General features: G+C 64.8%; 26 protein-coding genes and 1 pseudogene. 17 read left to right on the forward strand and 10 right to left on the reverse strand.

Annotated features, from left to right (window positions below; translation table 11 throughout):
• The first annotated feature begins 96 nt into the window (after positions 1 to 96).
• From LMQ14_RS21005 to LMQ14_RS21015, 3 genes are read left to right on the forward strand one after another with little or no spacing between them, the layout of a single operon-like run.
• The gene (locus tag LMQ14_RS21005) at positions 97 to 549 is read left to right on the forward strand and encodes a hypothetical protein (protein WP_267731476.1); all 453 of its coding nucleotides are present in this window, start codon (positions 97 to 99) and stop codon (positions 547 to 549) included.
• Positions 533 to 1,237 (forward strand): TetR/AcrR family transcriptional regulator, encoded by a 705-nt coding sequence (locus tag LMQ14_RS21010; RefSeq protein WP_267731477.1) that lies wholly within the window; start codon positions 533 to 535, stop codon positions 1,235 to 1,237. Before LMQ14_RS21005 ends, LMQ14_RS21010 begins: the two co-directional genes overlap by 17 nt.
• 25 nt (positions 1,238 to 1,262) lie before the next feature.
• Complete coding sequence (locus tag LMQ14_RS21015) at positions 1,263 to 1,613, forward strand: hypothetical protein (RefSeq protein WP_267731478.1); 351 nt, start codon at positions 1,263 to 1,265, stop codon at positions 1,611 to 1,613.
• A gap of 31 nt (positions 1,614 to 1,644) precedes the next feature.
• Here the strand turns inward: LMQ14_RS21015 and LMQ14_RS21020 are convergent, their stop codons facing one another.
• Positions 1,645 to 2,079 carry an SRPBCC family protein gene (locus LMQ14_RS21020; RefSeq protein WP_267731479.1) on the reverse strand — a complete coding sequence of 145 codons (435 nt, stop codon included), beginning with the start codon at positions 2,077 to 2,079 and terminating at the stop codon, positions 1,645 to 1,647.
• A 364-nt stretch (positions 2,080 to 2,443) separates the two neighbouring features.
• Here LMQ14_RS21020 and LMQ14_RS21025 point away from each other — a divergent pair, with 364 nt between their 5' ends.
• The 7 genes and pseudogenes from LMQ14_RS21025 to LMQ14_RS21055 all read left to right on the forward strand — a co-directional run bounded on the left by LMQ14_RS21025 (position 2,444) and on the right by LMQ14_RS21055 (position 6,590).
• On the forward strand, positions 2,444 to 2,842 hold the full coding sequence (locus tag LMQ14_RS21025; RefSeq protein ID WP_267731480.1) for a heme-binding protein: 399 nt from the start codon (positions 2,444 to 2,446) through the stop codon (positions 2,840 to 2,842).
• Positions 2,843 to 2,904: 62 nt separating this feature from the next.
• Positions 2,905 to 3,078: pseudogene (locus tag LMQ14_RS21030) on the forward strand (DNA topoisomerase IB); the annotation flags it as partial.
• Between the two features lie 69 nt (positions 3,079 to 3,147).
• The gene (locus tag LMQ14_RS21035) at positions 3,148 to 3,405 is read left to right on the forward strand and encodes a DUF7218 family protein (RefSeq protein ID WP_267731481.1); all 258 of its coding nucleotides are present in this window, start codon (positions 3,148 to 3,150) and stop codon (positions 3,403 to 3,405) included.
• Between the two features lie 122 nt (positions 3,406 to 3,527).
• Positions 3,528 to 4,253: a glycosyltransferase gene (locus tag LMQ14_RS21040; protein ID WP_267731482.1), complete on the forward strand. Its 726-nt coding sequence runs from the start codon at positions 3,528 to 3,530 to the stop codon at positions 4,251 to 4,253.
• A complete protein-coding gene (locus LMQ14_RS21045; RefSeq protein WP_267731483.1) occupies positions 4,250 to 5,194 on the forward strand; it encodes an acyl-CoA dehydrogenase family protein in 945 nt (314 codons plus the stop codon). Before LMQ14_RS21040 ends, LMQ14_RS21045 begins: the two co-directional genes overlap by 4 nt.
• 2 nt (positions 5,195 to 5,196) lie before the next feature.
• Complete coding sequence (locus LMQ14_RS21050; RefSeq protein ID WP_267731484.1) at positions 5,197 to 5,967, forward strand: PIG-L deacetylase family protein; 771 nt, start codon at positions 5,197 to 5,199, stop codon at positions 5,965 to 5,967.
• Positions 5,865 to 6,590, forward strand: coding sequence for an SAM-dependent methyltransferase (locus LMQ14_RS21055; RefSeq protein ID WP_267731485.1), 726 nt, complete (start codon positions 5,865 to 5,867; stop codon positions 6,588 to 6,590). Before LMQ14_RS21050 ends, LMQ14_RS21055 begins: the two co-directional genes overlap by 103 nt.
• 24 nt (positions 6,591 to 6,614) lie before the next feature.
• On the opposite strand, the gene LMQ14_RS21060 is transcribed toward LMQ14_RS21055, so the two are convergent.
• The 3 genes from LMQ14_RS21060 to LMQ14_RS21070 all read right to left on the reverse strand — a co-directional run bounded on the left by LMQ14_RS21060 (position 6,615) and on the right by LMQ14_RS21070 (position 9,105).
• Positions 6,615 to 6,917, reverse strand: coding sequence for a DUF3349 domain-containing protein (locus LMQ14_RS21060; protein ID WP_267731486.1), 303 nt, complete (start codon positions 6,915 to 6,917; stop codon positions 6,615 to 6,617).
• Between the two features lie 104 nt (positions 6,918 to 7,021).
• Positions 7,022 to 8,269 carry a CaiB/BaiF CoA transferase family protein gene (locus LMQ14_RS21065; protein ID WP_267731487.1) on the reverse strand — a complete coding sequence of 416 codons (1,248 nt, stop codon included), beginning with the start codon at positions 8,267 to 8,269 and terminating at the stop codon, positions 7,022 to 7,024.
• Positions 8,270 to 8,271: 2 nt separating this feature from the next.
• Positions 8,272 to 9,105, reverse strand: coding sequence for an enoyl-CoA hydratase/isomerase family protein (locus LMQ14_RS21070; RefSeq protein ID WP_267731488.1), 834 nt, complete (start codon positions 9,103 to 9,105; stop codon positions 8,272 to 8,274).
• 102 nt (positions 9,106 to 9,207) lie between these two features.
• On the opposite strand from LMQ14_RS21070, the gene LMQ14_RS21075 reads away from it, so the two are divergent.
• The 4 genes from LMQ14_RS21075 to LMQ14_RS21090 all read left to right on the forward strand — a co-directional run bounded on the left by LMQ14_RS21075 (position 9,208) and on the right by LMQ14_RS21090 (position 12,366).
• Positions 9,208 to 9,798 (forward strand): TetR/AcrR family transcriptional regulator, encoded by a 591-nt coding sequence (locus tag LMQ14_RS21075; protein WP_267731489.1) that lies wholly within the window; start codon positions 9,208 to 9,210, stop codon positions 9,796 to 9,798.
• The gene (locus LMQ14_RS21080) at positions 9,795 to 10,253 is read left to right on the forward strand and encodes a lipocalin-like domain-containing protein (RefSeq protein ID WP_267731490.1); all 459 of its coding nucleotides are present in this window, start codon (positions 9,795 to 9,797) and stop codon (positions 10,251 to 10,253) included. Before LMQ14_RS21075 ends, LMQ14_RS21080 begins: the two co-directional genes overlap by 4 nt.
• Before the next feature lie 118 nt (positions 10,254 to 10,371).
• Complete coding sequence (locus tag LMQ14_RS21085; protein WP_267731491.1) at positions 10,372 to 11,355, forward strand: sensor domain-containing protein; 984 nt, start codon at positions 10,372 to 10,374, stop codon at positions 11,353 to 11,355.
• Between the two features lie 39 nt (positions 11,356 to 11,394).
• Complete coding sequence (locus tag LMQ14_RS21090) at positions 11,395 to 12,366, forward strand: aldo/keto reductase (RefSeq protein WP_267731492.1); 972 nt, start codon at positions 11,395 to 11,397, stop codon at positions 12,364 to 12,366.
• On the opposite strand, the gene LMQ14_RS21095 is transcribed toward LMQ14_RS21090, so the two are convergent.
• From LMQ14_RS21095 to glgX, 3 genes are all read right to left on the reverse strand, one after another.
• Positions 12,352 to 13,122, reverse strand: coding sequence for an SDR family oxidoreductase (locus LMQ14_RS21095; protein ID WP_267735618.1), 771 nt, complete (start codon positions 13,120 to 13,122; stop codon positions 12,352 to 12,354). The genes LMQ14_RS21090 and LMQ14_RS21095 overlap by 15 nt on opposite strands.
• Before the next feature lie 144 nt (positions 13,123 to 13,266).
• Positions 13,267 to 14,157 (reverse strand): sensor domain-containing diguanylate cyclase, encoded by an 891-nt coding sequence (locus tag LMQ14_RS21100; RefSeq protein WP_267731493.1) that lies wholly within the window; start codon positions 14,155 to 14,157, stop codon positions 13,267 to 13,269.
• A 126-nt stretch (positions 14,158 to 14,283) separates the two neighbouring features.
• Complete coding sequence (glgX, locus tag LMQ14_RS21105) at positions 14,284 to 16,458, reverse strand: glycogen debranching protein GlgX (protein ID WP_267731494.1); 2,175 nt, start codon at positions 16,456 to 16,458, stop codon at positions 14,284 to 14,286.
• Between the two features lie 421 nt (positions 16,459 to 16,879).
• Here glgX and LMQ14_RS21110 point away from each other — a divergent pair, with 421 nt between their 5' ends.
• Positions 16,880 to 17,197: a hypothetical protein gene (locus tag LMQ14_RS21110; RefSeq protein ID WP_267735619.1), complete on the forward strand. Its 318-nt coding sequence runs from the start codon at positions 16,880 to 16,882 to the stop codon at positions 17,195 to 17,197.
• A 12-nt stretch (positions 17,198 to 17,209) separates the two neighbouring features.
• On the opposite strand, the gene LMQ14_RS21115 is transcribed toward LMQ14_RS21110, so the two are convergent.
• On the reverse strand, positions 17,210 to 17,587 hold the full coding sequence (locus LMQ14_RS21115; RefSeq protein ID WP_267731495.1) for a MerR family transcriptional regulator: 378 nt from the start codon (positions 17,585 to 17,587) through the stop codon (positions 17,210 to 17,212).
• Positions 17,588 to 17,729: 142 nt separating this feature from the next.
• On the opposite strand from LMQ14_RS21115, the gene LMQ14_RS21120 reads away from it, so the two are divergent.
• The gene (locus LMQ14_RS21120) at positions 17,730 to 18,179 is read left to right on the forward strand and encodes an Hsp20/alpha crystallin family protein (protein WP_267735620.1); all 450 of its coding nucleotides are present in this window, start codon (positions 17,730 to 17,732) and stop codon (positions 18,177 to 18,179) included.
• Between the two features lie 258 nt (positions 18,180 to 18,437).
• Positions 18,438 to 19,115 (forward strand): PAS and ANTAR domain-containing protein, encoded by a 678-nt coding sequence (locus tag LMQ14_RS21125; protein WP_267731497.1) that lies wholly within the window; start codon positions 18,438 to 18,440, stop codon positions 19,113 to 19,115.
• A 27-nt stretch (positions 19,116 to 19,142) separates the two neighbouring features.
• Here the strand turns inward: LMQ14_RS21125 and LMQ14_RS21130 are convergent, their stop codons facing one another.
• Together LMQ14_RS21130 and LMQ14_RS21135 are read right to left on the reverse strand one after the other, a co-directional pair.
• Positions 19,143 to 19,370, reverse strand: a complete 228-nt coding sequence (locus LMQ14_RS21130; RefSeq protein WP_267731498.1) for a deoxyribodipyrimidine photolyase — start codon at positions 19,368 to 19,370, stop codon at positions 19,143 to 19,145.
• A 71-nt stretch (positions 19,371 to 19,441) separates the two neighbouring features.
• The gene (locus LMQ14_RS21135; protein WP_267731499.1) at positions 19,442 to 19,870 is read right to left on the reverse strand and encodes a pyridoxamine 5'-phosphate oxidase family protein; all 429 of its coding nucleotides are present in this window, start codon (positions 19,868 to 19,870) and stop codon (positions 19,442 to 19,444) included.
• Positions 19,871 to 19,890 lie beyond the last annotated feature (20 nt).

The following is a 19,890-nucleotide window of genomic DNA, read 5'->3' on the forward strand; positions in this document are numbered from 1 at the left end:
TCCCAGGCCCGGTGGATGCGGCCGTCGACCGACCGATGGTCTTGTAAACCGACCACTGGTCGGTTATGATCTCACCATCCGTCCGTGGAGGTAGCCATGAGCCAGCCAGATCCGTCGCAGATTCGGACCCGGATGTTCGCGCGCGCGTTCGGGCCGTTCTTTCTGATCGTGCCGTCGATCGTTGCGGTGCGTGCGTCGTCGCAAATGCCCGTGCTACTGCACGAATTCAGCATCAGCCCGATCTGGCAGTGGGAGCTGGGGGCCATCCTGCTGATGTGGGGCAGCGTCATCATCGCCTTTCATCAGTATTGGCGCAGTGTCGCAGCGGTTTTGGTGTCGCTGCTGGGATGGTTTCTCGCCATCCGCGGGATATTGGTCCTGGCGATTCCAGACGTCTACGACTCGGCCGGTAAGTCGCTAGAAGAAAATGCCATTCCGGTGGTGCGCGGCATCTTCGCCGTGATCGCGTTGGTGGGCCTGTATCTGACCTACGTAGGTTGGATCGCGAAGCCCGCCGAGCAGAATCAGCCGGATGCCGCGGGTAGTTAAGCATCCCGACGTTCGCCGTGCCGAGATCCTGGATCGTGCCGCGGCGCTGTTCGTCGCGCGCGGCTACGACAATGTCAGCCTCAACGACCTGATCGCGGATGCCGGTGTCTCCAAAGGCGCTTTCTACCACTGGTTTCCGTCGAAGGAAGCGCTGATTACAATGCTGGCCGAACGCAGCGCCCGCGGCCAACTGGCGGTCATCGAAAAGGCGGCTGCGGACTGCGACGGTAATGCCTTGGGTCGGCTGAACACCGCGCTGCAAGCCGGTTTTGACGTCAAGATGCAGATGGGGACACCCGAGCAATTGGCGGCGATGGTCTCGCTGCTGCGTCCCGAAAACGCGCATCTGTACGGACGCATCGTCGCGGTGACCGAAGAGCTGAGTCGGCCGCTGCTGACGCGAGTGATTGCCGACGGAGTGGCCGAGGGGGTCTTTCACACTTTCGATCCCGAAGGTGTCGCCGACATGATTCAGGGCCTGGCCGCACGCACCAGCTCCAATGTGGTCCAGATCGTCGACGCCACCGACGCCCGTGGCAGGGCGCATGCCATCGAGGTGTTGACCGCCCGGTTCAAGCTGCACGGGTTGGCCGTCGACCGGGTGCTCGGGCTTCCCGACGGCAGTATCACCGTGCTCAGCCGGGCCCAGGTCGAGATGATGGTTGCGGCTCTGCCGCGTGATTACTGAGGCGGCGATTGGGCATAGCTGATACATGACGGCACCACAGACAATCCAACGCTCGAAGAGCGACACCATCGCCACGGTCATCATGTTCGTGCTCGCCGCGATTGCCGGAGTCGTATCCGTTTCGTTTTCCTTCTTTTTCGTGATGGCCACCGATTCGTGCACCGGCAAGAACTGCGACACGTCGGCCCTCGACTGGGCCTACGCGGTGACCTGGGGCGGCGTCGGGATCGCGGCCATCGTCGCCGTCGGTGGCATCATCGTCGCGGCGGCACGCAAACGGGTCATGTGGGTGTGGCCAACCATCGCGCTGGTACTGATCATCGTCGCGGTCGTGATCGGTGCACTGCTGGCCAACTCGGTCGTTCCGCATCAGTAGCTAAAGCGTTGCGCTCCAGCAGAACTCGGTGCTACTTCTCGAGCGCCTTCGCGCAGGCGTTCAGGATCGCGAGAAAGCTTCCGCGCAACAGCCGACGGCTGACCGCCTCGAGCACTTTGCCGCCCGCCGCGGCCGGATGGGTGTAGTTGGTCAGCCAGTCGACGTGCGTCGCGTCGCCCGCGGCGGTGAACGTCAAAGTGCCGCCTTCGTGGTTGAACGGCGGGATCGACTTGACGATCAAGTAGGCATAGCTGTGCGGCCGGTCGTAGGCGGTGAGCTCTTCCCGGAAGAAGGTGCCGACGCCGATCACCTCGCGCAGCGCCCCCGGGCCGGGTCCCGACGTGCCTTTGGCCCAATACCCCCTGAGGGCCAACGGAGCGGCAGCCAGGTGAGCCGGGTCGCTCAACCAGTCGAAGACCTGGTCCACCGGTGCTGCGATCGTCCGTTCCAAATGAATCTCGACCATCAGAACTCCCACCTGGCAGTAACGGCATCGACCCCACGCCATGCTAATCGCCGGTCGTGTTCGCGCGGGCGCGCGCGACCACCGGCAACGACGGACTCCTTTGCGGTGATACAAAGCACCTCGATCAGCACCGGCCAGGCGCGCCCAGGAAATTTTGCTGGCACCCGCTTCGGTTGGTCACGATTTGGTCACGACGTGCGAGTTATGGCTGAATGAGCCCGGGCTGGACGAGAACTGCTGTCAGCGCGGGCGTTAGCTGCAAGCTCTGGCGTGGCGTTGCCGGCATTGACCTCAGCTACCTTGGATTCAGGGGAGTCGGGAGTCCCGCGATCAATTCGGATCGATTCGAAGGGCACAATCAATCATGAATTTCAGCAATTTCGTCGCGCGTCGACGAGTCGCCGGCATCAGCGCCGGCTGCCTGCTCGGGGGAATGGCCATCGGCCTCGTCGCCGCGCCGTCGGCGGCCGCCGCCCCCGACTGCAGCCCCGCAGGTGTCAACGCCACGGTCTCGTCGGTGCAGAGTGCGGCGGAGCAGTACCTCTCCGCGCACCCGGGCGCCAACCAGGTAGTCAGCGCCGCCTACGGACAGCCGCGTCCGGAGGCCGCGTCCAGCCTGCGCGGCTACTTCACCGCGCACCCGCAGGAGTACACCGACCTGCGCGGGATTCTCTCGCCGATCGGCGACACCGAGCGCCAGTGCAATGTGTCGGCGCTGCCGGGGAATCTGGAATCGGCCTACCACGAGTTCATGGCCGGCTGATTCCGCCAGCAACGACCCGCCACAAAGCCGTGGCGGGTCGCTGTGCATCTGCGTCGAATCACGTCACCGGGTACGAGCAGGGACTGACGATCGCGGCAGCCGCGCAGCGAGCCAACCGTGCCCGTCGCCCCGAGGTCGCTCAGGAAATTGTGGAGAAGGCCACCCGCATGCTGATCCGCCGGGTAGCCAAGGGCGGCAGCGCATCCCGGCTACCCGGCCTGGCCAAAAGCGCCTGATTCAGGTTTCATCGCGGGCAGGCCGGGCATCCTCGCACAAGGCGTCCTAATGACTGGAGGGTGATTATCGTGCCGAACCCGTCGCTCAAGAACGAGAAGATGTACCGCGAACTGCGCAAACAGGGCAATTCGGAGGAAAAGTCCGCACGGATCTCCAACGCTGCCGCGGCGCGGGGTAAGTCCGCGGTCGGCCGCAAGGGCGGCCAGGCCGGCTCCTACACCGACTGGACGGTGCCTGAACTGAAGAAGCGCGCCAAAGAGCTTGGCATCTCCGGGTATTCGGGCCTCACGAAGGACAAGTTAGTCGCAAAACTGCGTAACCACTGAATCCACGTCGGCACTCAGCCGGTGCGGCCGAGCCCGCCCACGCGAAGCGGACGCTCAAGGAGAACAGTCCTCCCGTCATTCGTCATCTGTTTAAGCAACGACGAAATGGGCAATCGCCTGGTATGTCAGCGCCAGCGTTCCGGGTGTACGGCCGAGCCGTCGTAGTGATTCCTGCCCACAATGAAAAAGCCGATCTACCAGCGTGTTTGCGCGCGGTACTGAGGGCGACCCGGTGCGTGCCGATTCCCGTTTCGGTCGTGGTGGTGCTGGATGCCAGCGATGACGACAGCGCGAAGTTGGCCTGCCGGTACGGGCCCGATGTGCACTTCGTCAGCGTCGATGCCCGCAATGTCGGTGCCGCGCGGGCGGTCGGCTTTTTGCACGGCCGCTCGCTGGGCGACGATGACGACGAGTGCTGGTATGCCACCACCGATGCCGACAGCCGGGTGGATCCCGGCTGGCTGACCGATCAACTGGAGCGCGGTGCCGACATGGTTCTCGGCGTGGTCCGAGTTACCAACTGGCGCCAGCATTCCTCCGACGTCGCGGACCGCTACATGAAGGCTTACCAGGCCGACCCGCCGGGCGGGGACGGACAGCACAGGCACATTCACGGTGCGAACATGGGATTCAGCGCCCGGGCGTACTGGCGGGTTGGTGGCTTTCGCGCACTGGTCTCGGGCGAGGATGTCGACCTGGTCGAGCGCTTCGAGGCCGCCGGGTACCGCATCCATCGAGACATCGACCTATCGGTGGTCACTTCGGCGCGAACGCAGGCCCGGGCCCCGCACGGATTCGCGCATCACCTCAGGCAACTGAGCAGATCGGCGGCGGGTGATTGCGCGTGACCGCGGGACTGGTAAAGCACTGGCAGGACTCGGGAAAACTTGAGTTGCCGCTGCCCGCATCGGGACGCACCGCGGAACGCTGGCAACAATTGGCATTGCTGGCCGCAGACGACATCGTCGCGGCCCGAATCGCCGAGGCGCACGTCGACGCCGTCGCCATACTCAACGAACTGGGCGGCAAACCCCCGGACTCGGACCAGCTGTGGGGTGTGTGGGCAGCTGAGTCCCCGGACGCGGTGCTGCGAGCCACCGATGTCGGCGGCGGCGCCTTCACCCTGAGTGGCACCAAGGCGTGGTGCTCAGGGGCCGGGTTCTGCACACATGCTCTCGTCACTGCCCGGCTGGACGACGGAAGCCGGAGCCTGTTTGCGGTGGCGCTCACCGAACCTGGCGTCAAACCGTTACCGAGCACGTGGTGGAACGCCGGAATGGCGGGCGCCGACACCCGGCCCGTGCAATTGACCAACGCGCATGCCATCGCCGTCGGCGATCCCGGTGACTACCTCAATCGGCCCGGGTTCTGGCACGGAGCCATCGGCGTGGCGGCTTGCTGGCTCGGCGGCGCACGTAGGGTTGCCGAGCCGCTATATCGCTGTGCTGAACGCGAATCCGCGGACGCTCATTCGCTCGCGCACCTCGGCGCCGTCGACGCAGCGCTTTCGGCGGGGGAGGCAATGCTGAACACCGCTGCGGCCCAAATCGATTCCGATCCGTTCGACCGGTCCGGTACCGCTCAACTACTGGCTCGCCGGGTCCGGGCCATCGTGGAACAGGCGGCCGATAAAGCCATCACCCGGACCGGCCGCGCGCTGGGACCGGGACCCTTGTGTCAGGACGGCCGGCATGCACAGCGGGTCGCCGACTTGACCATCTACATCCGACAAAGCCACGCCGAACGGGATCTGGCCGAGCTCGGGCAGCTGGCCGGGCGGCGGCGTTGACCATGATGACCGTACCGATGAGCAATTGCGCCAGATTTGCGGCTCGCCCGCTTACCAGTGGCGGCACGCCGGCGCCGATGTGGATGGCAGCCCTTGATCGGGCACCCCTGCCGGCATTGGATCTTTCCGGGTGCCCCGGCCTGGTCGTTGTTGCCGCTCACCCCGACGACGAGACCCTCGGCTTGGGTGCGACGATCGCACAGCTTGGCGCGTCCGGCGTGCAGGTCCAGGTGGTGTCGGTCAGCGATGGCGGTGCCGCGCAGCCGAACGCGACATCGTCGGGCCAGATTCGTCTGGAAACCACGCGAAGGCATGAATTATGTAGAGCAGCACGTGTTTTAGGGTTTCCCGCACCGCACTCACTAGGCCTGCCCGACGGCCGGCTGACCGATCACGAGAATGCGATCACCGATTCACTCGTCGATGTACTCGAAGCTGGCGGGGCACCGCCGTGGTGTGCTGCCAACTGGCGCGGTGACGGGCATCCCGATCACGAAACTGTCGGGCGCGCGGCAGCCGCGGCATGTGAACGCACCGGCGCCATGCTGCTCGAATTTCCGATCTGGATGTGGCACTGGGCGGATCCCGGTGATTCGGCGGTACCGTGGGACCGCGCCCACGCGATACACGTATCCGATGGGGCGCTGCTCCGCAAACGCGATGCCGCACGATGCTTTCGGAGCCAATTCGAGGCGAGTCCGGATTCACCACCCGTGCTGCCGCCGTTCGTGTTCCCGCGACTGATGGCAGTGGGAGAGGTGGTGTTCCGCTGAGCACCCGGCTACCCGACGCCTATTTCGACCAGCTGTACGCCGCCGCTGAGGATCCGTGGCAGCTGGCCACCCGATGGTATGAGCAACGCAAGTACGCCATCACCCTGGCTCTGCTGCCAAATCTCCGATACCGGCACGCTTTCGAGCCCGGCTGTTCAATCGCTACGCTGACAGCGCAGCTGGCGCTGCGTTGCGACCGGGTGACCGCGGTAGATGTAGTTGATGCGGCGGTGCGTAGTGCCGATGCGCGCCTGCAGGGAGCTGGGTGCCGGGACCGTGTGACCCTGGCCCGGTCTTCTCTCGATGCGGCTTGGCCACCTGGCCCCTTCGATCTGGTGGTGCTCAGCGAGGTGGCCTATTACCTGGAAGCGGAGACGCTTGCGGAGGTGCTGCGCCGTGAATGCGCCCGGTTGCCGGCGGGCGCGAATGTGGTTGCCGCACATTGGCGTCACGAGGTGGCCGACTATCCGCTCACCGGCGACCAGGCCCACGCCGTTATCGTGAAAACGCCTGGGCTGACATCGATGGGTTGCTACCGGGACCGCGATGTCGTGATCGAGGTGTTCGTCACCGGTGACGGCCGCTCGGTGGCACAACGCGAAGAGGTACCTGGCGCCGGCTAACCGAAAAGTAGCGCACAGCGCGATTCATCTGTCACCGGAAGGCTTGTCGGGTTCAGCACTCGCAGCGATTCGATGCTGAACCCGCTCAATGTCATACAGGGAGGGCATCTCGTCCGTGACCTGAGTGATCGCCACCCCCACCTCGACATTGTCGGTCGGCGGACGTTTGCGCGAACTGAACCGCTGCACGATCGCGGTGATCTCTTCGTCGGTCACCCGCGACGGCAGTAGGGCCAGCAATGGGATGTAGCCAAACGCACGAGCGCGCGTGGGGTAACCGTCACGTAGAAACTTGACGATGCTCGATACCCGATCGCCCAGGCCCATCTCCCTACCTCGCTCATCCCGCCCGACGCTCAAACGCCCGCGCTCCTCGGCAGGGATAACCCGATAGCAGAATTTAAAACCCCCCGGCCGGCAGGTGCCCCCGGCTAACCGACGTCCACCGCGATCTCGCGTGCGGGTTCAATCAGCGCACCGGTTTTCACCAGAGCCTCGATCTCGTCGGCGGTCAGGCCGAGCTCTTTGAGGATCTCTTCGTTGTGCTCGCCCTGGCGCGCGGGTACCTGGGTGGTCAGGATGCCGTCGTCGCCGCTGAAGTGCCAGGGCGGCGCGGGGATCGTGATGCTGCCGCCGTGCCGGTCGGAGACTTCTCGGGTGACTCCCCATTCCTTGGCCCACTCGGTTTCGCTGAACTCGGCCATGTCGCGCAGTCGACCGGTGGCGATCTTGGCCTCGTCGAACTGCGCATCGAGCGAGTCCATGGAATCGAAGGTATAGATCCAGGTCTGCACGATCGCGTGCAGCGCCTCCAGGTTCTGGCGGCGCAGCTCGGGCGTGCGGAACCGCGGGTCGTCCGCGAGATCGGGACGCCGCATCGCGTGCAGGTAGAACGGGAAGCTCATACTGCCCACCAGGCTCATCGGCGAAACGAACTGGTGGCCTTCGGGACTGGTGAAAAACGCGCAGTCGGTGGCGCCCAGGATCGGCGTCTCCTCGCCCAGTTCGACGTCCGAAAGGTCGTAGTGCACTCGCTCGTTGAGCGACGTGAGCACCGCCGCCATCGCTACGTCGACGTATCGTCCCTCGCCAGTGACCCGCCGATGCTGCAATGCCGCCAGCACTGCGATGGCGGCATGCAGCCCCGCGTAGATGTCGCCGTGCGACAGCGAGTCCGACCGGCGATCGGCGCCGTCAACACCAAACTGCCGCAACGTGTTCTGGGTGAACCCGACCTCGGCTTGCACGGTCGGCGCGTAGGCCATGCGGGTTCGCCACGGCCCCGTTTGCCCGTATCCGCTGATGGAGGCGTAGACGACCGCGGGATTGCGCGCCGCCACCGACTGATAGTCCAAGCCGAATGAGGCCAGGGCACCCGGGCGGAAGTTCTCGACGATGATGTCGGCGGTATCGCACAGCGCCAGCACCGCTTCGCGAGCCTCGGGCACATTGAGGTCGATGCTCAGGTTGCGTTTGCCGGCGTTCTGCTGGGCGCAGTAACCGCTGATCTCATCCTGTCGCGGAAACGCGAAGCGACTGATGTCCCCGCGGGGCGGTTCGATTTTGATCACTTCGGCACCCAGGTCCAGCAGATGCTTGGTGCAGTGCGGACCGGCCAGCACCCGGGTGAAATCGATCACCCGGACGCCTTCGAGTGGCCCCCCTTGCTTTGAAGTCATGATTACCGTCCCCCGAAACGCGCGGCACCGGGGCCTTCGGCGGCCAGGGATGCCAGCCCGATCTTCAAGTCCTCGGATTTCCAAATGCCGGACTGCAATTCGTGCATCGCATCGTCGGTCGCCGATACCCCATGCGAGACCGCGTGCGAGACAATCGCTTTGGTGGACGCGTGCGCGACGGTCGGCCCGTTGGCAAGCTCATGGGCAAGCGCACTGGTTACCGCGGCAAGTTGGTCGTCGGCAACAACGCGGTTGATGATGTTCCAGCGTTCCAGCGTGCGGGCATCGTAGCGGCGAGCGAGCATTGCCATCTCCTTGGCACGTGCCGCGCCGGCGCGCTCGGTGACCCGTTGGATTCCCCCCATCAACGGGTTCAGCCCGATCGATGCCTCGACGTTGCCGATCTTGGCCGACTCGCTGGCGACGATCAGATCGCAGGCAAGTGCCAGCTCCAAGCCGCCGCCGAGGCAGACACCGTGCACGGCGGCAACGATCGGAATCGGTAGCGAATCGAATTCCCTGAGCAGTTCCACGACTCCGAGCGTGGGGGCCTCGCCGCTCTCGGCGCTGTCGAAAATTGTCACGTCGGCACCGGCACAGAAATTGCGCAGACTGCTGCGCAGCAGCACGGCACGGGCCCGCTGCTCGGCCGCCCATCGAATTCCGTCGAGCAAGGCGTCGAACAACGCTGTTCCCAAGAAGTTGTGTGGGGCGTGCTGCATGGTCAGCACGGCGACATGCCCATCCATCTCGCGGGCCACCGGCGCTGAATCCCGGTCCGGGGCGTGGACCGGCGATATCGCGCCGGCCGGTTGATCCAGGGTCTGTTCGGTCACGGGAATCACCCAATTCTTACTATGTCGTCCGTCATACTTATGATGAACCTAACGGTAGAACCACTTGTGGTAGATCGTCAAGAACTATGTATGATGGGCGACATGCCAAAGCGAAGTGACAGCAAGGAGCGGATGATCGCGGCGGCTCGCCGGCTGTTTCGCGAGCACGGCTACTTCGGGACCGCGCTGTCCGACGTCGTGGCCGAGAGCTCGGCACCGCGGGGCTCGCTGTACTTTCACTTTCCCGGCGGCAAGGAGGAACTCGCCACCGAGGTAGCGCTGCTGCACTCCGCCGACGCCATCGCCCACATCAACCGGGCCGCGGGGACCACCGGCACCGCCGCCGAACTGATCGCGGCGTTCCTCGGCCGTCCCCGCGACGAACTCATCGCCAGCGACTACCGCGAAGGCTGCGCCGTCGCCCCCATCGTCATCGAATCCACACCGGCCTCGGCGCAGCTCACCGACACCGCCCGGCGTGGCTTCCAGGATCTCATCGCCACGTTGGCCGCACGTCTGAACGAGAAGGGCATTCCCGAAAGCCAGGCTAGGCAGCTCGCTCTCAATGCCGTCACCGCCATGGAAGGTGCGCTCATTCTCAGCCGGGTACTGCGCAGCCCCGAGCCATTCGATGCCGCCATCGCCGAACTCGCCGCCAGCACCGAGGCCGTCGACGGGACACCGGTCCGATGACGACGATTACAACGGCGGATGAGTTGCGCACCAACCTGATTGGCGCCTGGACGTTGCAGTCGTACGAAAGCAGCGCGCTGGACGGCTCCGACGTGAGCTACCCGCTGGGCGTGGATGCCCAGGGCTTCATTATGTACACCCCGGACGGCTACATGTCGGCCCAGCTGATGCGCGCCGGCCGGGCGCCGTTCGAACGCGACGATCCGCATCACGCGCACGACAATGAGCTCGCCGTGGCGGCCGGTGGGTATATGAGCTATGCCGGCCCGTTCTCGGTCGTCGAGGACGGCCTGATCGCTCACCATGTCGAAGTCAGCTTGCTGCCCAACTGGATCGGCGGAATCCAATACCGCACGGCCCAGTTGCGGGACTCCTGCCTGGAACTCGGCCCGCCCGACCCGATCGTGATCAACGGCGCGCCCCGCAGGGCCAAGCTGGTGTGGCGGCGCACCTAACGGCAGAACTACCGATGGGCTAGGTCCCGGTACTACAGTCTGGGCAGGATCGCAGACGAAGGAGGCCGAGACGAACCCTCAGGATCCGTTCGGACACAATCCCTTTAGCCCGGAGTCCTTGAGCTACGATCCGCTGGGCCGCGCCCCCTACGCCCCGCCGCCGGTGGGACCGCCGGTCTTCGTGCCGCCACCGCTGCCGCCGCAGGGCCCGCCCGTCAACACCTTCGCGACGTTGTCGCTGGTGTTCGCGTTCGTATTCGCCCCTGTCGGTGCGATTCTCGGACATCTGGGCCTCGCGCAGATCCGCCGCACCGGTGAGCTCGGACGTGACCGCGCGCTGCTGGGGCTGTCCCTGTCGTACGGGTTCATCGTGCTCACCGTCGTCGCGCTGGCCGGGTGGGCCACGCTGTCCACCCTCGCCGTCTATCGGTCCAACCAGGCCGCGGCGCCGGCGACCACCGCCGCCCCTGTCACCACCAGCGAGTCACCGCCAGTGCCGACGGTCGCTCCGGACGACGTGAGCAAGCTGCTGCCGAAGCTGGATGCCCTCAAAACCATCACCAACGACCAGAACCTGGAGGCCGGCGAGACGTCGGACCGTCCCGGCAAGTCCACCAAGAACGCCAGCATCGACCGCCCCCAGTGCTGGGGCAGCATGGTCCCCGGGGCGCCCGAGGCCTACACCGCCGACGCCATCCAGCGCTACCGCGGGGAATCATTCTCCGACACACAAACCTTGCTGAAGTCGATCCAGATCAGCGAGGTGGTCATCGCGTTTCGGGATGCGCCCACCGCCCAATCACAAGTCACGAAGCTGGTCGACGATTGGCGCCAATGCGGCGGGTCGCCCGTGACACTGACCGCCCGGGGCGGGCCCACCTACACGCTGTCGCTCAGTCCTCCCGCCGACGCCGGCAACGGCATCACCACGATGGATTTGGAGCCCAAGGGCTTGAAGGTGCGATTCGTGCGGGCGGCGGCGGCCAAAGCCAACATTGTCGTCGACCTGTTCGTCGTCAGCCTCGGCACGACCGATGCCAGCGGCCCCCGGCAGATGGCCGTGAGCATCGCCAACTACATCCTCAACAAGATCCCCGCCTGACCCCCGCGCGTGCTCACCCGGCCCAGTACGGTGAGCACCATGAAATATCTCGAGGTCGACGGAGTGGGACAGGTCAGCCGGATCGGGTTGGGCACCTGGCAATTCGGCTCACGCGAATGGGGTTACGGCGACGAGTACGCCGCCGGTGCCGCCCGTGACATCGTGCAGCGCGCTCGCGCGACGGGCGTGACGCTCTTCGATACCGCCGAGGTTTACGGGCTGGGCAAAAGCGAGCGAATCCTCGGCGAGGCGCTCGGCGACGAGCGTGCCGAGGTTGCGGTGGCCAGCAAGATCATGCCGGTCGCACCCTTCCCCGCGGTGATCAAGCAGCGCGAACGGGCCAGTGCGCGGCGGCTGCAGCTCGACCGGATCCCGCTCTACCAGATCCACCAGGCCAACCCGCTGGTTCCCGATTCGGTGATCATGCCGGGCATGCGCGACCTCCTCGACAGCGGCGACATCGGCGCGGCCGGCGTCTCGAACTATTCGCTGGAGCGGTGGAAAAAAGCCGATGCCGCGCTCGGGCGTCCCGTCATCAGCAATCAGGTCCATTTCTCGCTCGCGTTTCCGAAGGCGCTCAAGAAGTTGGTGCCGTTCGCCGAACAAGAGAATCGGGTCGTGATCGCGTACAGCCCGTTGGAGCAGGGACTGCTGGGCGGCAAATATGGCGTGGACAACCGTCCCGGAGGCGTCCGCGCGATCAATTCACTGTTCGGTACCGAAAACCTGCGCCGCCTCGAGCCGTTGCTGCAGCTGTTGCGCGACGTCGCGAAGGAAGTCGACGCCAAGCCGGCACAGGTGGCGCTGGCGTGGCTGATCAGCTACCCGGGCGTGGTCGCCATTCCCGGCGCGTCCAGCGTCGAACAGCTCGAGTTCAACGTGGCCGCGGGCGACATCGAGCTGCCCATCGCATCGCGTGACGCACTCACCGAGGCGGCGCTGGCGTTTGAGCCGGTCTCGCCGGTTCGCTTCCTGACGGACCTGGCGCGGGAGAAGCTAGGGCGTCGCTGACGCGGGGGCTAGTGCCGGGGTGCCGGCGGGGGCGCCCCTGGCGATGACGATCGGCATCGAGGTCGATGAGTTGGTGCTCAGGATCGTGTGCACGACTCCGATCAGGTCCTCGATGGGCATCAGCTTGCCGGGCATGCAGCGATCCGACACCCACACCGGGACGGCCCGCATGGCCAGTTCCATATCCCAACCGGCGTTCATCCCCGTCGCGGCCTCGCCCTCGCCGCCGGCGCACTCCCCCACGATGAGGTTGGTGAAGCCGACGTCGGGGTGTTCGGCACGCCACGCGTCGACCAGTCGCTCGAGCGCGGCCTTGCTGACGCCGTAGGCGCCCAGACCCTGCCAGGACGGCCCGTAGGGACCGGCGTCGGAGGACAGGTAGACCGCCTTGCCCGCGGACGCGGTCAAGTGCGGTATCGCTGCCGACGTCACCAGCGACGCCCCGATCACATTGGTGTCGAAGATGCGGCGCCAGGTTGCGGCATCGGTGTCGACCAAGCGGACCAGCGGGCTGATCGCGGGCGTGAACACCACGTTGTCGATGCCGCCGAGCGCGTCAACGGTCTTCTCGATGGCTGACCGACACGAGGCCTCGTCGGTGATATCGCACTCGACGGCGACCGCGCCGGGCCCGGCCTCCTTCGCGGCGGTCTCGAGGCGCTCGCGCCGGCGCGCCAGCAGCGCCACCTGATCGCCGCGCTGGGCAAGCCCGATTCCAATGCAGCGCCCGAGGCCACTCGATGCGCCAACCACCACTGTCCTTGACATATTTGCCCTCTCCTGTAACGAGCCCGCTGCAGGCACAGCGTATCCATCAAGTGCGGAGCATGTGACTGAAGGGCGGATTTTCGGCTGCATGCGGCGCCAAACATGGTGCGTGCCTTGAGAAGTGAATCGCGGTCAAGCGCGGCGCGTCCGGCGCAGCGATCGCTGCGCCGAAAATCGGGTGAGGCCGTTCTGGTCGGCGGATTTCTCCTGATACATCGCCGCGTCCGCCCGGGCCGTGACCGAGGAAACCGGCTCACCGGGGAGGGCAATGGTGGAACCGATGCTCAGAGTCGCGTAGATCGCGTTTCCCGCCACGTGGATGGGTTCGGCAGCGTGGCGGCGAATCGTGTCGGCGATCTCGGCGACCCCGTCGACGCCGTGGACGCCGGGCAGCAGCACGAGTATTTCGTCGCCTCCCGTCCGCCCGACCGTGTCCCCCGATCGGACGCATTCGTGGATCCGGGCCGCCAAAGTCGCCAGCACGACGTCGCCGATGCCGTGTCCCCACGTGTCGTTGATGTCCTTGAAGTGGTCGACGTCGCAGAACAGGATGCCGACGTATGTCCCGGCGGGTCGCGGTTCCTGTAGCTCAGATTCGAGGCGCACCATGGTCTCGGCCCGGTTGGCCAGCCCGGTGAGGATGTCGAAACGGGCTAAGCGCTCGAGTCGCTGCTCGGTCTCGACCTGATCATCGGCGAGGCGCAGCGCCGCGATCAGCCCGTCGGCATTGCCCTCAGCGTCGACATAGAGTTTCGCGTGGCCGTCCACCCAGCGGTACCCGGAGTCGACGGAGCGGACCCGAAACCGCTGGATGACCGAATCGCCGTCGGCAATACTCTGCAGCGCGGTGACGACTGTCTCGAGGTCGTCGGGATGAATGCGGTTGTTGAAGCCCGAGCCGAGCCACTGTTGGGGCGGCCCGCCTAGCGCGCCCACGACCGACGGCGAGACCCAAGCAACCTCCCGCCCGCGCAGGTGCACGATCACGTCCACGGCGTTGTCGGCAAGGATCCGATAACGCATCTCGGCGTCAGCGCGCAGGTTGCTGACCGCTTCCTTCTCTATCAGCAGACGTTGCTCGCGCTGGCTCAGGAAGAACGTAACGGCCCCGACAATGGGTGACGCGCTGCTGTCGGCGATGCCGGTGGACTACCGCGTCTCGCTATCGGGAAGAGCCTGTAGCACCACGGCGGTGTGCGGTTCCACGGTGAGCGTGCCACCGCCGGGCAGTTCGTCCGCGGGCGTCGTCTCCTCGGGTCCGGTGTACACCACGAGGTTCCACGCGGCGCCGAATTCTTTTGGGGGAAGGGTGAATTCGAGCGGCTCGTAGTGAGCATTGAAACAGAGCAGGAAGGAGTCGTCGAGCACCCGCTGCCCCCGGGCGTCACGGCCGGGAATGCCGTGCCCGTTGAGGAATACCGCGACGGACTTGGCGAAGCTCGCGCCCCAGTCCTCGTCGGTCATCTCGTCCCCATCCAGGGCGAACCAGGCGATGTCGGGCAGTCCGTCCTGGCCGCGGCGGCCCACCGGCTTGCCCGAAAAGAATCGCCGCCTGCGGAACACCGGATGCTTGGCTCGCAGCGCCGACACGGTGCGGGTGAACTCCAGCAGACCGGTGTCGGCGTTGGCCCAATCGATCCAGGTCAGCTCGCTGTCCTGGCAGTAGCCGTTGTTATTGCCGCTCTGGGTGCGGCCGAGCTCGTCGCCGTGGCAGATCATCGGCACGCCCTGCGACAGCAGCAGCGTGGTGAGGAAGTTGCGCTCCTGGCGGGCACGCAGTTCGTTGATCTCGGGATCGTCGGTCGGCCCCTCGGCGCCGCAGTTCCACGACCGGTTATGGCTCTCGCCGTCGTTGTTGTCCTCGCCGTTGGCCTCGTTGTGCTTCTCGTTGTAGGAGACCAGATCACGCAGGGTGAACCCGTCGTGGGCGATGACGAAATTGATCGAGGCCACCGGCCGGCGTCCGGTGTGCTCGTAGAGGTCGGCCGATCCGGACAGCCGGTAGGCGAACTCGTCGAGCGTGGCCGGCTCGCCACGCCAGAAATCGCGCACGGTGTCGCGGTACTTTCCGTTCCACTCCGTCCACTGCGGCGGGAAGTTGCCGACCTGGTAGCCCCCCGGCCCGACGTCCCACGGTTCGGCGATCAATTTGACCTGGCTGACGGTCGGATCCTGTTGCACGAGCTCGAAGAACGTCGACAGCCTGTCGACGTCGTAGAACTCGCGGGCCAGCGTCGAGGCCAAGTCGAACCGGAAACCGTCGACATGCATTTCGGTCACCCAATAGCGCAGCGAGTCCATGATCAGTTGCAGCGAGTGCGGATGCCCGACGTTGAGGCTGTTTCCCGTGCCGGTGTAGTCCATGTAGTACTGCTTGTCGTCATCGACCAGGCGGTAGTACGCGGCGTTGTCGATGCCGCGCATCGACAGCGTGGGTCCCAGGTGGTTGCCCTCGGCGGTGTGGTTGTAGACGACATCGAGAATCACCTCGATATCCGCTTCGTGCAGGGCGCGCACCATCGCCTTGAACTCCTGCACCTGCCCGCCCGGCGACGCCGCGCTGGTGTACTTGAAGTCGGGCGCAAAAAATCCAATTGTGTTGTAGCCCCAGTAATTCGACAGGCCCCGCTCGATCAAGGTGGAGTCGTTGGCGAAGTGGTGCACCGGCATCAGCTCGATCGCGGTGACACCCAGGCTCTTGAGGTGGTCGATGATCACCGGGTGCGCCACGGCCCCGTAGGTGCCGCGCATCTGCTCGGGGATGTCCGGATGTGTCTGCGTCAGACCCTTGACGTGCGCCTCGTAGATGACCGTGTCGGCATACTCGTGACCCGGCGGGCGGTCGTTGCCCCAGTCGAAGTACGGGTTGATCACCACCGACTTGGGCATGCTGGTCGCAGAGTCGTCGTCGTTGCGGCTGTCGGGCTCGCCGAAGTTGTAGCTGAACAGCGACTGGTTCCAGTCGAAGGTGCCGTCGATGGCCTTCGAATACGGGTCCAGCAGCAGCTTGTTCGGGTTGCAGCGCAACCCCTCGGCCGATTCGTACGGGCCGTAGACCCGGTACCCGTAGCGTTGACCGGGTTCGATGGCCGGTATGTAACCGTGCCAGACGTAGTAGTCGACCTCGGGGAGGGTGATCCGCGTCTCGGCACCATCGGCGTCGAACAGGCACAGCTCCACCCGCTCGGCCACCTCGCTGAACAGGGTGAAGTTGGTACCGGCGCCATCGTATGTGGCGCCCAGCGGGTATGCCTTGCCCGGCCACAGTTCACCGGTGGGCGTCGGAGCAGGCGCGTCTGCCCTGGCCACGTCTGCTCTGGTCATGGCGCACTTGATACCCGGCTGATGCGGTGGCCAAACCGCGAGCCCGCCTGCCCGCGCGACAGCGCGCCCGCCGGACCGCACGAAAGACTATGGCGGACAATATGTTTACCAACCCACAGCGCGCTACTGCAGGTCAAAGCTCGATTTTCGCGATTCTTTCAGCGGATGCTCGCTGTCAATGAGCATCTGCGCGGTGTCGATACCTATGTCATGCTCGAAAGTTTCTGTGCACACTGCTGATTCGCGTGCCACACGCCAGGCACCTAGCCGATTTTTCGTCGCACCACCGTTCGAAAGCCTCGGATTACCAATTAGGTAAGTCGACCCTGGGAGCGCACTTCTGTGGCGCAGCCCTCAGCGCTGTTTAATCTCGCGCCGTGTCGGGCAGTCGGCCATCGTGGAAAGCGAAAACGGCGAAGAGATGCTGGAGCCAGCGGAAAGCCTGGACTCCGACGAGGTACGCAACGACGACGGTGACGAGGTGGTCGATCCCCCCGACGAGTGGATCGAGGCCAGTGATCATCAATCACTCGACCAAAAATTAGCGGCGGAGACATCGGAGAGCCCGCGCGATGATGAGCCGTCCAGACAGGCACACGACTCGGACGCAGGCGGGGCGCTCGAGGTTCTCAGCGATGACGATCTAGACCGCATCGACCCGTCTGTGCACGGCCGGGAGAAGGGTCAGATCGACGGGACCCCGGAAGACGGCGACTCGTTCTTCAACGTCGAGCGGTGAGCTGGACACCGGTCAGGTCGCGGCCTCGGCCCCCGGTTCTCTTTCGGATCTGGCAGTCTTCGCGGCGTTGCGCAAAGTGCGGTTGTTAGAGCGCAGATCGCTATTTGCCTCGGAGAGCGAGGCGTTGTCATCTTCGAGATTGAGAATGCGCGCGATACCGGCCAGGTTGATCCCGGCATCAACCAGCGCGCTGATGCGCCGCAGCCGGGCCAAATCGTCAGCACTGTAGCGCCGCGTCCCGCCCTCGCTTCGAGAGGGCGTGAGGAGGCCGTAGCGCTCATAGAGGCGTAGCGACTGCACCGCGACGCCGGAAAGCTCGGCGGCGACCGAGATGCCGTACACACCATGGTCGGACGCCGGCGCACCGGTGACGTCTGGAGGATCAGCCATGGAGCACCTCCTCGATTGCTCGCACAGAAAAACTGTTTATCACACTTGCACTGATCCGTCGATGGTGTTATATAAAACCTATGCCGTAAGGCATAGATAGATGCTGGCCCACAGCAACAGATTGGAGACAGAGATGACTGCAATGCTGATGCGTACCGACCCGTTCCGTGAACTGGACCGTTTCGCACAGCAAGTACTGGGCACGGCCGCCCGCCCGGCCGTGATGCCGATGGATGCGTGGCGCGAGGGCGAAGAATTCGTGGTCGAATTCGACCTGCCCGGCATCAACGCGGACTCGCTGGACATCGACATCGAACGCAATGTGGTGACCGTGCGCGCCGAGCGGCCGGCCCTCGACCCCAACCGGGAAATGTTGGCCACCGAACGCCCGCGCGGGGTGTTCAGTAGGCAGCTAGTGCTGGGCGAAAACCTCGACACCGAGAAAATCGAGGCCTCCTACACCGAAGGGGTTCTGCGCCTTCGCATCCCGGTCGCCGAAAGAGCCAAGCCGCGCAAGATAACGATCGGCCGCGGCGACGGACGCACGGCAGTCCACGACAACGTAGGAGCACGGGAGGTAATCGACGCCTGATCGAACGACGGGCGCAGGCGGCGGTTGCCATCGAATACCGAAAGGTCGCGGCGACCGCCGCCCGCCGCCGGTCACAGAACTGCGGCGACTGTTATGAAATGATTTGAAGCCGTCCTCGGCGTTGAACAGTCAGCGCCATAACGACCGACGCCGTCCCTTCCGGGTCGTCGCATCCGCTGGTAGCCATCCGGTTTCGATGCGGCACTCGCGACGGGCGCCGGTCGTCCGGTGATCTGAACCCGAGGAGACGAAGTCGCGATGAGTTGGGACCTCAACGGCCAGTCGGCCGACGTCGAACAAGCCCTCGCCGGCGGTGCGCCGCACCGAGCCGGCTGGTTCCGGTTCTACTTTGCCGACCAGCGCTGGGAGTGGTCCGAGCAAGTACAACGGTTGCACGGATATGAGCCCGGCAGCGTTAACCCGACCACCAAACTGGTGCTGTCACACAAACACCCGGACGACCGTGGGCAGGTCGCGGCCACCATCGATCAGATCCTCAACACCCATCAGGCGTTCAGCACCCGCCATCGGATCATCGACACCGGCGGACAGGTGCGCCACGTCGTAGTCGTCGGCGACCAGCTCCACGACGACCGGGGCGCCGTGATCGGAACGCACGGGTTCTACGTCGACGACTCTCCATTGCCCGACCAAGCGCGCGAAGACCTCGTCACGGCGAAGCTGGCCGAGATTACCGAGCAGCGCGCCAGTATCGAGCAGGCCAAAGGGATGTTGATGCTGATCTATGGCCTTGGCGACGGTCCGGCTTTCGACTTGCTCAAATGGCTGTCTCAGGACGCCAATATCAAGCTGCGACTGCTGGCAGAACAGATTTGCGAAGACTTCCGCAGCCTCGGTCCGCGCGTCAGTTCACAATCGGACTTTGACCACTTACTGCTCACCGCGCACGAGCGCGTAGACCCGGCGATTCGATAGGAATCGTCAAGGGCAAAACGGGATTTGCTATGACTTCTTGCTCGGAATGACGATGACGACGATCAAGGTGAGGATCGAGAAGAATAGCCCAAGAATTCCCCACCCCAACGGATTACGGCCCTTCATCGCGGCGATGAGACCACAGACGATTGCGGCGATCACGCTGCCGATGAAGACGAAGATTCCCTTGATTCCCCGCAGAATGAAACCTGCCGCAACGGGATCCGAACTAGCCAGAATGACCGAGTGCAACATGTTTAGGTCCTTTCTTCGTGAGAAGTTGTTACCGAATACCCTCACAAAGGCCCACCAAACAAATTGCGCTTCTAGAGTCCACCGGAGAAATCGGCGGTGATCCAGCGGTCGGGCCGGATGGTGAAGAGCACGCTTTCCTGCCCCGCAAGGCTGCTAACGAATGCACGCCCGCCCTCCTCGCCGAGGTAGCGGATCGCGATCTCCTCGCGGACGTCGAGCGGGGTCGGCTTGGCGGTCTCGACCACGGTGCCCTCGACGACCACATATTGGTATGGCGGCTCCTCGCGCTGCACGACCAGCGTCACTACGCCGGCCCGCTCGATGAGCTTGGCCTTACGAGATGACGCGCCGGTGTTGACCCGGACGTTTCCGCCAGGAACGTAGTCGTACCAAATCGGGACACTGGCCGGCGGACGACCGTCTTCGGCGGCGACGGACAACACACCGACATGCAATGCGGCGAGGAACTCTTCACGCTGGGGGATGTTGAAAGCAGTCATGGCCGAGTAAAACACACCAG

Origin of the sequence: Mycobacterium sp. Aquia_213, from assembly GCF_026625985.1 — a bacterium.
In the GTDB taxonomy this organism is placed as follows: domain Bacteria; phylum Actinomycetota; class Actinomycetes; order Mycobacteriales; family Mycobacteriaceae; genus Mycobacterium.